12 protein-coding genes are annotated in these 12,297 nt (G+C 63.0%); 3 read left to right on the top strand and 9 right to left on the bottom strand.

Annotated features, from left to right (window positions below; all coding sequences use genetic code 11):
* Nucleotides 1-14 precede the first annotated feature (14 nt).
* A complete protein-coding gene (locus AC56PL_RS21200; protein WP_495518122.1) occupies nucleotides 15-695 on the top strand; it encodes an IF2 family translation initiation factor in 681 nt (226 codons plus the stop codon).
* Nucleotides 696-750: 55 nt separating this feature from the next.
* Here AC56PL_RS21200 and AC56PL_RS21195 read toward each other — a convergent pair whose 3' ends face one another.
* Nucleotides 751-912, bottom strand: coding sequence for a hypothetical protein (locus AC56PL_RS21195; protein ID WP_497155078.1), 162 nt, complete (start codon nucleotides 910-912; stop codon nucleotides 751-753).
* A 195-nt stretch (nucleotides 913-1,107) separates the two neighbouring features.
* Here AC56PL_RS21195 and AC56PL_RS21190 point away from each other — a divergent pair, with 195 nt between their 5' ends.
* Nucleotides 1,108-1,386 (top strand): DUF1918 domain-containing protein, encoded by a 279-nt coding sequence (locus AC56PL_RS21190; protein WP_495518123.1) that lies wholly within the window; start codon nucleotides 1,108-1,110, stop codon nucleotides 1,384-1,386.
* 61 nt (nucleotides 1,387-1,447) lie between these two features.
* Here AC56PL_RS21190 and AC56PL_RS21185 read toward each other — a convergent pair whose 3' ends face one another.
* The 5 genes from AC56PL_RS21185 to AC56PL_RS21165 form a co-directional block, all read right to left on the bottom strand.
* Entirely contained in the window at nucleotides 1,448-1,711 is a 264-nt protein-coding gene (locus tag AC56PL_RS21185) for an Atu4866 domain-containing protein (RefSeq protein WP_495518124.1), read from the bottom strand.
* Between the two features lie 188 nt (nucleotides 1,712-1,899).
* Complete coding sequence (locus tag AC56PL_RS21180) at nucleotides 1,900-2,685, bottom strand: ABC transporter ATP-binding protein (RefSeq protein WP_497155077.1); 786 nt, start codon at nucleotides 2,683-2,685, stop codon at nucleotides 1,900-1,902.
* Nucleotides 2,682-3,686 (bottom strand): FecCD family ABC transporter permease, encoded by a 1,005-nt coding sequence (locus AC56PL_RS21175; protein WP_497155305.1) that lies wholly within the window; start codon nucleotides 3,684-3,686, stop codon nucleotides 2,682-2,684. Before AC56PL_RS21175 ends, AC56PL_RS21180 begins: the two co-directional genes overlap by 4 nt.
* A gap of 53 nt (nucleotides 3,687-3,739) precedes the next feature.
* Entirely contained in the window at nucleotides 3,740-4,786 is a 1,047-nt protein-coding gene (locus AC56PL_RS21170; protein ID WP_497155076.1) for an ABC transporter substrate-binding protein, read from the bottom strand.
* A gap of 216 nt (nucleotides 4,787-5,002) precedes the next feature.
* Nucleotides 5,003-5,875 (bottom strand): universal stress protein, encoded by an 873-nt coding sequence (locus AC56PL_RS21165; RefSeq protein ID WP_497155075.1) that lies wholly within the window; start codon nucleotides 5,873-5,875, stop codon nucleotides 5,003-5,005.
* Between the two features lie 302 nt (nucleotides 5,876-6,177).
* Here AC56PL_RS21165 and AC56PL_RS21160 point away from each other — a divergent pair, with 302 nt between their 5' ends.
* Entirely contained in the window at nucleotides 6,178-6,543 is a 366-nt protein-coding gene (locus tag AC56PL_RS21160; protein WP_497155074.1) for a hypothetical protein, read from the top strand.
* Between the two features lie 5 nt (nucleotides 6,544-6,548).
* Here AC56PL_RS21160 and AC56PL_RS21155 read toward each other — a convergent pair whose 3' ends face one another.
* The 3 genes from AC56PL_RS21155 to AC56PL_RS21145 form a co-directional block, all read right to left on the bottom strand.
* Entirely contained in the window at nucleotides 6,549-8,009 is a 1,461-nt protein-coding gene (locus AC56PL_RS21155; RefSeq protein WP_497155073.1) for a multicopper oxidase family protein, read from the bottom strand.
* Entirely contained in the window at nucleotides 8,002-8,469 is a 468-nt protein-coding gene (locus AC56PL_RS21150) for a hypothetical protein (protein WP_495518129.1), read from the bottom strand. The genes AC56PL_RS21155 and AC56PL_RS21150 overlap by 8 nt, the downstream gene beginning before the upstream one ends.
* Nucleotides 8,470-8,661: 192 nt before the next feature.
* Nucleotides 8,662-11,901, bottom strand: coding sequence for an ATP-binding protein (locus AC56PL_RS21145; protein WP_497155072.1), 3,240 nt, complete (start codon nucleotides 11,899-11,901; stop codon nucleotides 8,662-8,664).
* Between the last annotated feature and the right edge of the window lie 396 nt (nucleotides 11,902-12,297).

Raw genomic sequence — 12,297 nt, 5'->3', positions numbered from 1 at the left:
TGAGGAGAGTGCACATGAACATTACCGAACTACCGTTGGTTGTACTACGAACGCAATATCGGATCGCCCGAATCCCGTTGCAGCTCATCGAGGATAGAGTCGTCTCCCGACTGGATTCGGAGGCGGCCGCTCGGCTCCTGTTCGAACGTTCGTTGGGTGTTCTCGACTCAACGGTTGGGAGTCTCCTGGGGGACCCATTGATCGAAAAACGTGGATCGGCGCTCACCAAACGGAGCGAAGCCCTCGGTCGCGCAGCGCAATTGGAGGCCGAAGCCGAGCGCAAGCGTCAACAGGCCGCCGCGACATTGAAGGCCAAGGCCGACCACGCCGTCGAAGACCGGAAGGTGGCACGCGAAACCAAGCAGGCAGAGATCAATGAGGCGGCACGGCAGGCGGAGGAAGACAAACGAGCCGCCGCCGAGAAAGCTCGGCAACGGACCGCTGAGGCCGAGCGACAGGCCGACGAACTCGCTGCCAAGCGCAAACAAGAGGCCGAAGCCGCCAAGCGGGATGAGCAGGCCAAGATCAATGCGGCTGAACTGAAAGCGACCGCTGCCGCTGCAGCAAAAGCAAAGGAAGCAGCAGCCAAGCGGGACGCCGCGGCGACCAAGCGCGACCAGGCCGATCACATCGAGAAACTCGCCGACGCCGAGAAAGACAAGCGTCGGAAAGATCGGGCGGACAACAAAAGCTGACGGCACAGCGGTTTTCGGTTCAGCTACACCCAGCGCGCTGTCGCGCTGACCTCGTCTACGACCGAACGGGCAGCGGCTGGACGAAGAGCGCGTCAGCCACCGCACACACCACGGCGCCGTGGGAGAGGGTTCCGGTGACGAACGTTTTCCGGCCTTCGATCCTGTCGATCGTCGCGTCCACGCGCAGTTCCTGATGGACCGGTGTGGCCCCGACCACGGCCGTCCGCACGGTGCCCGGTCGCTGTCACCGTGCTCGCCGTCCCTGGAAACGCGTCCGTGTCAACAGGGTTGTGACCACTTGCCCTACCGAGCCGCACCGAACGGTGGGATAACGGTATTGGACGGCAAACGATCGTCCACTGGCGGCGACGTGGCCGCTGTAAGGCTCCTCGCCCGGGGAAAGGACAGTGACATGCACGCAAAAACGGGTGACTGGTTGGTGGTCAAGGGCACCGTACTCGACGACCCCGATCTGTTCGGACTGATCACGGAAGTGCATTCATCGACGGGTGAACCGCCCTACGTTGTCCGCTGGACACACAACGATGTCGAAGCGTTGGTCGTACCGGGGCCGGACGCGCGAGTGCTGACACCCGAGGAGCACGAGCACGAAGTTCAGCGCCGGGAAGACCACATCGATGCCGTCCAACGGACCATTTCCGACCGAGCATCAGGCGACCACCGGCCCTGAGGACTCGACCAGGGGACCAGAGACAGGCCGGAGCGATCGCCCCGGACATGACCGGACAGATTCATGAAGCCTGTTCCTCGCGGTAGAGCACCAAGTGCTCGTGGTACAACACCCCATCGCGAATATCCCCGGTCGCGGTGAACCCGGTGTCGTCGCGATAGTCCAGGTGCGCGCCGGACACGGTATACGTACCGGTGTAAGCGCTGGAAGTGTTGCCTCGCGCCTCGTCGTAGCGCCCGTTCGGTAACAATTCCTGACGTATGTATCCGTCTGCCGTAACCCACATTCCGACGACGTCAAGGTCTGCCGCCGAAGCGTTGTTCATGCCATTCCCATCCGTGAATCCACCTGCGACGGAGACGTTCTGAGTATTCTTCAAGCCCATAGCTCCTTCCGATTCCTCCTCAACTTGCATCGTCCAGTTGACTTGGTTCGAGGATATGGCGAATCGGGCAATTGAACATGGGTGCATCGCACCCTTGCTCAGACCTCAGACATCACCACACGATGCGATCAGCCCGCGGGAACGCCCGTAGATTGCGGTCGATACGTGACCGCGGGGTATCCGATGACGGGGTCCACGGTGACATTCGCCCGGACCTGGTACACCTGCTCCACCAGCTCAGCGGTGATCACCTCGGTCGGAGTACCGACCGCGACGACTCTCCCGCGGTCGAGGACGATCACCCGATCGCAGAACATCGCCGCCAGATTGAGATCGTGCAACGCGATGTAACTGGTGAGCGGGAGTTCGGCGACCAGGGCCAGGATGTCGAGCTGATGCCGGATGTCGAGATGATTGGTGGGCTCGTCCAGCAACAATTCGTCCGGCTCCTGCGCGAGGGCCCGCGCAATCTGAGCACGCTGCCGTTCACCGCCGGAAAGGCTGTGCCACAGACGTTTCGACTTCGACGTCATTGCGGTGCGCTCGAGCGCCAACGCGACAGCCCGCTCGTCCGCGGACTCGTCACCACCGAAGATTCCACGGTGCGGAATGCGGCCGAGCCGCACGATGTCGAGGACAGTGATGTCGACCTCGGTGTCGGAGTGCTGGTCGACCGTTGCCACCCGGCGGGCGATCTGACGACGTCGCAGGTTCCTGATCTCGACGTCGTCCAGGAGAACGCGGCCCATATCCGGGACCGCGATTTCACTGAGCACCCGCAGCAGCGACGACTTTCCGGAGCCGTTCGGGCCGAGCAACCCGATGGTCTCACCCTTCACGGGGTCGAGGGACACTCCATCGAGCACCAACTGTCCGCCTCGACTCCATTCGATATTCTTGGCACACAGCGTCATCGGCTCGACCTCATCCGGAAGAGGATGAGTGCGAACGCAGGAACACCGATCAGGGCCGTGACGACACCGACCGGAACTTCCTGGGGCGCAAAGACTGTGCGGGCCAGCGCATCGACCCACACCATGAAGATCGCGCCGACCACCGCAGCGGTGGGCAGCAACCGACTGTGCCGTGGGCCGACGATGAACCGGGCAGCGTGCGGCAATACGAGACCGACAAACCCGATCGCCCCGGCTGCACTCACCAGGGTCGCGGTGACAAGTGCCGTGATGCCGAGTAACAGCATCCGGACCCAGCGCACCGAGATGCCGAGAGACGAAGCAGCGGTGTTGCCGAAGGTGAAGGCATCCAGCGCCGAAGACTGCGTCAGGCACACCAGGAGGCCGGCCAGGGTCTCCGTGCCACAGAGCATGACGTTGGTCCAGTCGGCCCCGGACAGCGACCCGAGGAGCCAGAACAGCACACCGCGGGTCTGCTCGGCGTCGGCCGAGGAGATCACGATGAATGACGTCAGGGCCGAGAACAGTTGTGTGCAGGCCACTCCGGCCAGCACCACCCGAGACATTCCGCCACCCGCGCCGACGGCCAACAACATCACAAGGGCGAAGGAGAGAACCGCGCCGAGGAACGCGCCCACCGACAGCGACACCGCTCCGGCGCCGAGTCCGAGGACAACGATCACCACTGCGCCCGTGGACGCCCCGGAAGAGATACCGAGAACAAAGGGGTCGGCGAGCGGATTGCGCAGCAACGACTGCATGATCGTCCCGCACAACGCCAGCCCGGCACCGCAGACGGCCGCGAGCAGCGTGCGTGGGAGTCGCAGTTCCCACACGATGCCGTCCTTGATCCTGCTCACTCCCGAACTGCCGAGGCCAAGGTGATCGAGCACCACCGCGTAAACGTCACCTACGGAAACGCTGGCGGGGCCGATGGTGATGACGATCGCGACGGACAGGGCCAGCACCACGAGGCCGACCAGCAGGAGGATCCCGAGCAGTGGGCGGGAATCGGTCCGTGCCGGTCGGACTTCGCGGTGGGTGCTGACCGCGGTCAGCGCGCCAGTCCCCACTGTTCGAGCGCGGCCGCCGTCTTCTCCACACCGTCGATGGTGCGGATCGACGGGTTCAGGTCGGCGCCGTTGACCACGATGTACCGCCTGTCGCGAACGGCGGTGAGCCGCTGGGTAACCGGGTTCGATTCGAGAAACGCGATCTTGCTGTCGAGGGCGTCGCCGTCGATGCTGCGCCTGCTGAGGTCGGCGAGCACGAGGGCGGTGGGGTCCCGGTCCAGGATGCTCTCCCAGCTGACCTGAGGCCATTCGTTGGTGGTGTCGGCGAAAATGTTCTCGGCGCCAACAGAATTGGTGATGATGCCCGACGAGCCACAGCAGCCGGCCATATAGGGGGTCTTGGTGTCGGCGAACCAGTACGCCAACGACACACCCGCGGCATCCACCGATCCCGTGGCAGTTTCGAACCGTTGCTGCAGTTCGGCGACGAACGCCTCACCGCGGTCTCGGACGTCGAAAATGGCTGCGAGGTCGCGGATTTCCTTGTAGACGGTGTCGATGCGCAGGGGGTCGGTGCGGGCGCCGTCGGCGTTGACGCTCGCGCCGGTCTTGCCGTCACAGTCCGTCGGCGAGAGATAGTTGGGCACACCGAGCTGATCGAACTGATCTCGGTCGGCGACGCCACCGGGTCCGAGTGTCCCACCGAAAGATGCTGAGACGAAGTCGGGTTCGGTATCGAGGACCACTTCGAAGGAGGGTTTGTTCTCGGCCAGGCGCGGCACGCGGGCGTTGTCGGTGGCGAGGTTCTCGCGGACCGGGTCGGTCCAGGTGGCGGTGCCGACCATCCGATCTGCGAGCCCGAGCGAGAGCAGGATCTCGGTGGACCCCTGGTTGAGCGACACCGCGCGCTGTGGTGGTGCGTCGATGGTGACGGTATGACCGCAGTTCTCGATGGTCAGCGGAAAGGCAGACCCGCCTGAACCCATCTCCGACACCGGTTCATCGGCCGTCGACGAACACGCCGACAGGAGCAGGATCGAGGTGATCGTCAGGGTGGTGGCACCGATGTGCCGCCGAGATGTGCGCATGAAACGGTAACTCCTACATCAGGGCCCAGTCGCGGAGCCGAGGAACTTCTGAACCGATCAGTGAGTAACCGGACTCCGACCCCATTCGAGGTCGTTACCGTTGCGCGTCAGTCCCGGATTCACACCGGGTTCCCTCGCTGATCGTGGCCGCATGGGCGGCCTCGGCAACCATATACGGCGCTCGCGCGCCGGTCGTCTGCGCCTGTGCCGCAGGGACTACCTGGTGGGTGCGTGCACGACCATCACCGGGCAGGGTGCGGTGTGGAGAATGGCCTGACTGACCGAGCCGAGGAGCAGTCCACGGAACCCACCGCGGCCGCGGCTGCCCACCACGATGAGTTGAGCGCCACGGGCTGTGTCGACGAGGTACGGCGCGGGGGCCTGGGCAGCGATGCGCGTTTCGACCGCAACATCGGGATGGTCCTCGCGGTGGCCGGCCATCAGTACGCCGAGGCGTTCCGCGGCTTCGTCGTGGACCTGCTGACTGACTTCAGGATGTCCGTCGTCCCCGCCACGGGAGAATCCTGGATCGGCACGCACCACGATCAGCGAGGTATTCAGCTCGTCGGCTTGGATGAAGGCGTGGGTCAATGCTGCCTGCGAGTTGGGAGAGCCATCGACACCGACCACCACCGGGCCGGCTGTGGGAGGTCGCTGGGGGACCACGACGACGGGGCAGTCGGCGTGAGCGGACACGTCGGTGCTGACAGACCCGAGCAGCAGGCCGGTGACTCCGCCGATCCCGCGACTACCGACGACCAGCAAGTGCGCTGAGCTGGAGATCTCGCGCAGCACCAGCGCGGGTTTACCGTCGAACACCTGTCCCCCGACTGCGACGTCGGGATTGGCTGCTTTGACCGTCCCGACAGCGGCGTCCACGATGCGGCGGGCGTCGTCGTGGAGAGTGTCGATTATGTCTTGGGTCATCACCACGCCCGGCGCGTAGCCGGCCACGATGGTGCCGACCGCCGTGACGACCAGTAACGTCCGATCTTCGCGTATTGCGGCGGCGGCGGCCCACATCAGCGCGTTTTGCGCGTGCTCAGAGCCATCGACTGCCACCACTACCGGCGCGTTCAACGTAGCCATTACCTATCTCCTTTGCAGCTGAGATCGTCCACCATGCGGTCACTCCACGATCGCCGATCTGTTCGCCGGTTGCAGGCGAACCGCAAACCGAACATCGAAACGTGTCCAGCTCGCTCTGAGCCGATGCGAGCGTTGTCCAACCGCTGGTCGACCAGCGGTCTCGAACAAGAACTGCCGCGCGCATATGTCATGCCACTGGTCCATCGCGACGACTGGCCGATATCCGTTCTGCGCGTGGAGAAAACAGATGTCCGGTTGCTCCAGTAGCCTCGGACTCACCAACTCATCAAGGGAGACAACACGTGACGTTTGCTCGCACTACGACCGGGACGATCTCGGGATTCATCGCGGGCGCCCTGCTCGTCAACACTGTCCCCCACACGGTCAAAGGAATAACCGGCCAGAGGTTTCCCACCCCGTTCGCGAAGCCGCCGGGAGTCGGGCTGTCCTCCCCCATCGAGAATGTCGGATGGGGCGCGATCAACTTCGCTGTCGGCAGCGCGCTAGTACGCCGGCGTCCCAGGACCGCCCGGGATGAGATCGCCGTTGTCGCCGGTGGGGTTGCGACGGCATTTTTCCTTGCGCACTATTTCGGCGGCCTGGACCTCGACAAAGCAGAACCGGCCGATCAAAGCCCTGTTCTTCAGTTTGCCCGGTCACCTCGATGAGACGACTATCGATCGACCACCTCGAGTAGTTGCATCATGCCGTGGTCCTCGTGGAACAGGATGTGGCAGTGCATGACGAACTGGCCGGTGAAGTCCTCGAAACGGTGCCGGATGGTCAGGCTACCGAACGGCGGGAGCATCGCGGTGTCCCGGTAGTGCTGCTGGTCGACGGGCTCGTCATTGATCGCAACGACTTGAAAGTCGTTGACGTGTATATGAATCGGGTGAGGTTCGTAGGTCCGATTGATGAAATGCCACTCTTCGGTGTCACCAAGTGTCATGGTCTCGTTGACAACGTGGTGATCGAACGTGGTGCCGTTGATGAAATACATGAAGTGCTCGATGTCGCCGGTACCACGCGGCTCCATCTCTTCGAAGACGAATTCGCGTCTGCGATCGATGACGGCGTCGCGAAGGTCGTCGAAGGGCAGCAGTGCAGTGGGAACGGGTTCGGGACTCTGCCGGTCACCCAGCGACACCAACGTGAGCAACGGCATCGGGGCCGGGACCATCGATGAATAGAAGGGGCCGAACTCTTCCCAGCTCAGGGACTGCAGTTGGTATGTTCCCTCGTCGGCTCCCCCGATGAGCACATCTGCTCGTCCCCCTGGGACCACCTCGATGACGTCGCGTGTCTCGACGGAGGTCAGTGCGTCGCCATCGATGGCGATCACGTGCATGGGATGTCCGTCGAGCTGCAGTCGCAGGAACAAAGAACTCGCATTGATGATTCGCCAACGCTGCACTTCTCCCGGCGCGATCTCGGTGGTCGGCTGGAACGTGCCGTTGACCAACGTCTGCTGCAGGTTGTTCGAGCTCTTGTCACCCGGAACCATCTGACCGTCGGCGATTTCGGTCTGACTCAGCACGAGGAGCCGCTCGGGTCTACCCGCAACACCCGGAAGTTCGTCGAGCTCGCCACGCACGATCAGGGCGCCGAACAAGCCCCCGAAAACCTGTGTGTCACTGAGCGTGTGCTGATGCGAGTGATACCAGAACGTTCCGGCCGAGTGGTCCGACGGGAGATCATAGGCATAGTCGAAGGTCTCGCCCGGCTCCACGGCCAGCAAGACATCGTCGCTCGGCTGTTTCGGCGAGACATGCCACCCATGGGTGTGCAGATTGGTCGGTTCGCCGATCTCATTGATCAAGGAGACCTCGATGCGATCGCCTGGACGCACATCCAGTGTCGGTCCCGGATAGGTGCCCTCATACGTGACCGCCTGGACCTTCCCACCGCCCAAGGCGACATCGGAATCCCGAACGCGCAGTTGAGTCCTCAGCGTACCGTTCTCACTCGCTCGGACATTCGGCTCGAACCAGGTCGCGCCGTCCGAGGCGGCGTTGCCCGATGCGCACGCGGACAGCAACGGGGCCCCGAGTAGTGGCAGACCGATCAGTGCGGCGCTGCCGGTGAGAAACCGGCGTCGGCTGACCGAGCCGGCCTGGGACGTGGCATCAGCCATCGTTGGACTCCTTGGTGACGGTGACGGTACGAGAGGCCGGTAGGATTCCCGGCGCTGTCCACTCGATATCGATGGTGTGCGAAGTCGTTCCGTCGCAGGCGAAGACAACTGCTGCTCCGATGCCGGTCGGTCCGCCCGCCGGAACTTGATATGGCAGGTTGTCCTGAATCCCGACCGGCAGTATCTGGCCATCGAGAGACATCGTCACCTCCGTCGCCGACGGCGCACTCCAGCCGACCGTCACAACCACTCGGGCCGGTACATCCTTCAGACACACAAAGTTCGGCAAGACGGTGAAGTCGTTGACCGCCAGCGCCCCACCAGGGTCGGTGGCGGGGGCCAACGATGTCGCGGCCGGTGTGGTCCGGGTCGGAACAGGTTTCAACCCGTCGCGGCTTCCGGACCCGGAATCGGTGCATCCACTCACCATCAGTGTCAACGCCACGGCACTGAGCGCCACACCAACGCCTGACTTCCGAAGTCGGCCGATCACACGTTCACGAGACACTTGCAACCGACCACAGCATCGAGCAGGTCATATCTACGTCCATTTCGGGTCTCGCGCGGGCCTGGATCTCCGCACACCGGATTCAGTACAGCTACAAAGTGCGTATATTTTGCAATTGCCCTGCGGCATTGCCATCGGACACCGTCATGGTTGACCGGAGAGTAGAGCGTCGATCCGGCGAACGACCGCGGTGGCGCCGATCTGTGCTGCCTGCGCGCGAACCCGCGCCGCCTGCGCCTGGTCGAGAGCACCTTGGGCGGCATCGATTCGTAGTCCGAGATAGTTCGATTCGGTTTCCCATCCACTGAATCCACGGTCAGCATGGGCCTGTTGTGCATCAGTGACGTGGTAACCGGCCCGAGGGAGATCACCGAAACCCAGGGCCAGATGGGCGAGGTGGTGGTGCACCACGCCATAGAGGCTGGCCCATGTCAGCACCGTGCAGTCGGCATGATCCACGAGACGCTGATAGAGCTGTTCACACAACTCCGCCGCGGACAGGTCGGCTGCGGCCCTGGCGATGAGGGTCACCGTGGACAGCCACATGGGGTCGACCGGAATGCCGGCGATACGCTCTGGGGTGTACCACTCCAGGAGGTCGGCTGCGCCATCGCGCTCACCGATGTCGAGTAGGGCAACGGCCAACGCCGGCCGCAACGTGTGGTTCGTATCGAAATGAGCACGCATCAGGGCGGATTGGTCCACGACTTCCTGCAGACTCCCGCGGAGTGTCCCCAGGGCGGTCAACGCCGGAAGCAGCCTGCCGTAATAGCCGGTATCAACCGGTGACGGCGGAATCGCGCGAATCTGCATCAGTTGCTCCTGCGCCCGGTCCAGACGACCGGCAGCCAGATCTACGCCGAGTCGGCCGTATTTGACCAGCCACTCCAGTTCGGGATCACCATCGATGTGTGCGTCGGTGATCGTATCGAGAGCAGATCGGGCGCCGATCAGATCGCCCTCTTCGAGCCGGGCCCGCGACAACCACACCACGGTGGTCACATCAGGCAACGCACCGGCGTGTGAATCGACAAAGCTGTTCAACTCGCGTAGAGCTGCAGTGGTCATGGTGTGGCTGTGCGGAATCCGCAGTCCGATGAGCGCGGCAACACATACGTTGGCGAGCAGCGGACCATCTCCGAGCCGGCGGGCGATGCCGGCCGCCTGCTCGAGCATTCGGTCGCGGTCAGATCGGCTGTCGTCCCACGCATGCTCGATAACCAGCTGGGACAACAGAGTTGCGAAGTCGGCGGACGAATCTTGGCCGGTCTGGGTCATATCCGTGCAGATGGCATCGATGACGTCCACGCGCTCGTTGTCGACCTCATAGCGCTGCACGAACTCGATCCCCCGTCGCCCACTGGCCAGCACCGCATCGACCTGGAGCGCACGGTCACCCAGGCGGCGGGCCATCGCCACCGCTGCCAACGCGGCCGCCCGGGCACCTGGATCACGGAGCGCGCGGCGGGCGCGTCCCATCCCGATCAGCATCCGACAATGACGGTCGCTGTCCTCACCGTCCGGGACTTGTTCCGCGGCGTAGGTGTAGTGCGCCAGCGCATCTTCATAGGCACCGAGAGCGAAAGCCTGGTCGCCGGCCTGCCGCGCGAAGACAGCTGCGCGATGTCGGTCAGTGGTCAGTCCGCGGCTCAGGTGGTAGGACACACGCGCGTAGTCTTCCGGGTCGGTGTGAATCCCACGTTGAGCCAATGCATGTCCGACGCGCGAATGCAGCATTGCGCGCTTTCCCGGCGAGATGTCCGAGTACACCACTTCCTGAACCAATGGGTGTCGCAGCGCAACAGTGTCATCAGTGGTGGCGGACAAGTACATTCCCCGACTACTGGCCGGTGCGTGTTGCCTGGACTCGACGAGGGTCGCGAGGCGTGTGCGAAGGAGTTCGTCGAGGGCTTCTGAGAACTCGGCATCATCGACAATGGTGTCCGCCGCCAGGCGCACGACCGATCGAGGCGCCGACATGCCGATCACCACGCACAGCCGCAGCAGATCTTGTGCGGCAGAGCCGAGACCATGTTCGGCGCGACGCACGAATTCGACCACCGACGTCGGTAGCGTTGAGCTGTTGTTTGCCGGACCGGCGGCAAGCAGCGAAGTCACGAACAATGGGTGCCCATTCGTACGCGCGTGCAATTCCGCCGGATCCAGGGTTGACCCCAGGGTCGATGCCATCTCACGAACGTCGTCGACGGTGAACTCGCTCAACGAGATCCGGTGCACCTCACCCAACCGGGTGGCGGTGTTGAGCGTCGTATTGAGATCTGGATCATCCAGAGCATGTGTGCGGGCTGCGAGTACAAAGCACACGGGCTGAGTCGAACACACCTGCAGCAGATAGCGAAGGAGCGAATGCGTTGCACTCGACGCCCAATGCAGATCATCGATGAAAAGGAGCGTTGGAACTGATCGTGACGGAGCAGTGAGCCACTGGTGGACCGCGGTCACCATCTGCGACCGATCATCGCCTGCAGATGCCCTCGGAGCGAGATCATCGAATCTGCGTGCCACGTGCGGAATCAACCGCAAAATGTCAGAGCCATTCTCACTCAGCCACTGCCGCGCCTGCGCAACTCCCATCGCGTCGAGTTCGCGACCGGCAGCTTCCACGAACGGCTCGAATGCAATGATCGCGTCCTCGCTGCACCGACCGAACAGAACGTCGTAGTGCAAGGCTTGTGCGCGATCGATCGCTTCGGAAATGAGGGTGGTCTTGCCCAGGCCGGCATCGCCGGTGACAACTATGCACTGGCCCACGCCACCGGCAGCCTTCTCCCACGCGGAGGCGATGATGTCGAGTTCGCGGTCGAGGCTCACCAGAACTTTGGGGCTACCCCCACTGTCAGGACCGTCGAATGACCCGCCAGGCGCAGTTGCGACAGAAGCATTCTCGGTCCTCAACGCTTCGAGAAACAGTTGTTCGGTCTCCGGCGAGGGATCGACGCCCAGATCACGCGACAGGTTATCCCGGCACCGTGCTGCCACATCCAGGGCTTGTCCTCGATCACCGAGCCGGAGGTAGCCACGCATCGCGAGCCGGTACGCACGCTCTCGTAACGGATCAAGATTGATCACCAACTCCGCACACGACACCGAGCGATCCAATGCGTCGAGTTCGTACGAGCTCTGGCCGTCGATATCCAAAGCCTGCAGACGAAGTTGCTCACACTCGGTTCTGACCGCATCCGCCCAGTCCCCCGCGACACCACGCAGCACCGGGCCGGCAAGGAGCCGATGCGCAGCCTGCGCGCGGTCCGCCCGCACCCAGTTGGCCTCATCGTCGCTGTGGCACACGGTCCGGATGGACTCCAGATCAACTCGGACCGATTCTGGAAGCACAAACTGGATATGACCACGACGCGATCGCATACAGTCGCCTGGCACATTCGCCGCTTCCAGAGTTGCACGCACTTTCGAGATCACCGTGCGCACCGTTGAGTTCCACGACTGTGGCCGGATATTCGGCCACAGGATCGACCCGATTTCGTCGAGCGGAATGTCACGTTGCCTATTGACCGTCAAGTACGCGAGTACCTCAGAACAGCGCGGACCTCCGATAATTTGGGGATCAACCACGCGGTCACCACATCGAACTGAGATCTCTCCGATCAGTTGAATGGTCACACGGTCCGACGCGGGCATGAGAACTATGTTTGCATAACAAAACCAAATCGGCGCCAAAGACGGCCGCTTGAAAAGCGCGGAAACTTCTGCGGTGCAACTTTTTTGCATATCCGCGCAATCAGCGATCCAACAATCTGCCTG

The organism is Williamsia sp. Y721 (genome assembly GCF_059683565.1).
This window is presented reverse-complemented; position numbering and strand designations above follow the sequence as displayed.

Coding starts and splice junctions, on each gene's coding strand:
- AC56PL_RS21200 (WP_495518122.1), top strand. CDS start 15: ATGAACATTACCGAACTACCGTTGGTTGTACTACGAACGCAATATCGG.
- AC56PL_RS21190 (WP_495518123.1), top strand. CDS start 1,108: ATGCACGCAAAAACGGGTGACTGGTTGGTGGTCAAGGGCACCGTACTC.
- AC56PL_RS21185 (WP_495518124.1), bottom strand. CDS start 1,711: ATGAACAACGCTTCGGCGGCAGACCTTGACGTCGTCGGAATGTGGGTT.
- AC56PL_RS21180 (WP_497155077.1), bottom strand. CDS start 2,685: ATGACGCTGTGTGCCAAGAATATCGAATGGAGTCGAGGCGGACAGTTG.
- AC56PL_RS21170 (WP_497155076.1), bottom strand. CDS start 4,786: ATGCGCACATCTCGGCGGCACATCGGTGCCACCACCCTGACGATCACC.
- AC56PL_RS21165 (WP_497155075.1), bottom strand. CDS start 5,875: ATGGCTACGTTGAACGCGCCGGTAGTGGTGGCAGTCGATGGCTCTGAG.
- AC56PL_RS21155 (WP_497155073.1), bottom strand. CDS start 8,009: ATGGCTGATGCCACGTCCCAGGCCGGCTCGGTCAGCCGACGCCGGTTT.
- AC56PL_RS21145 (WP_497155072.1), bottom strand. CDS start 11,901: ATGCGATCGCGTCGTGGTCATATCCAGTTTGTGCTTCCAGAATCGGTC.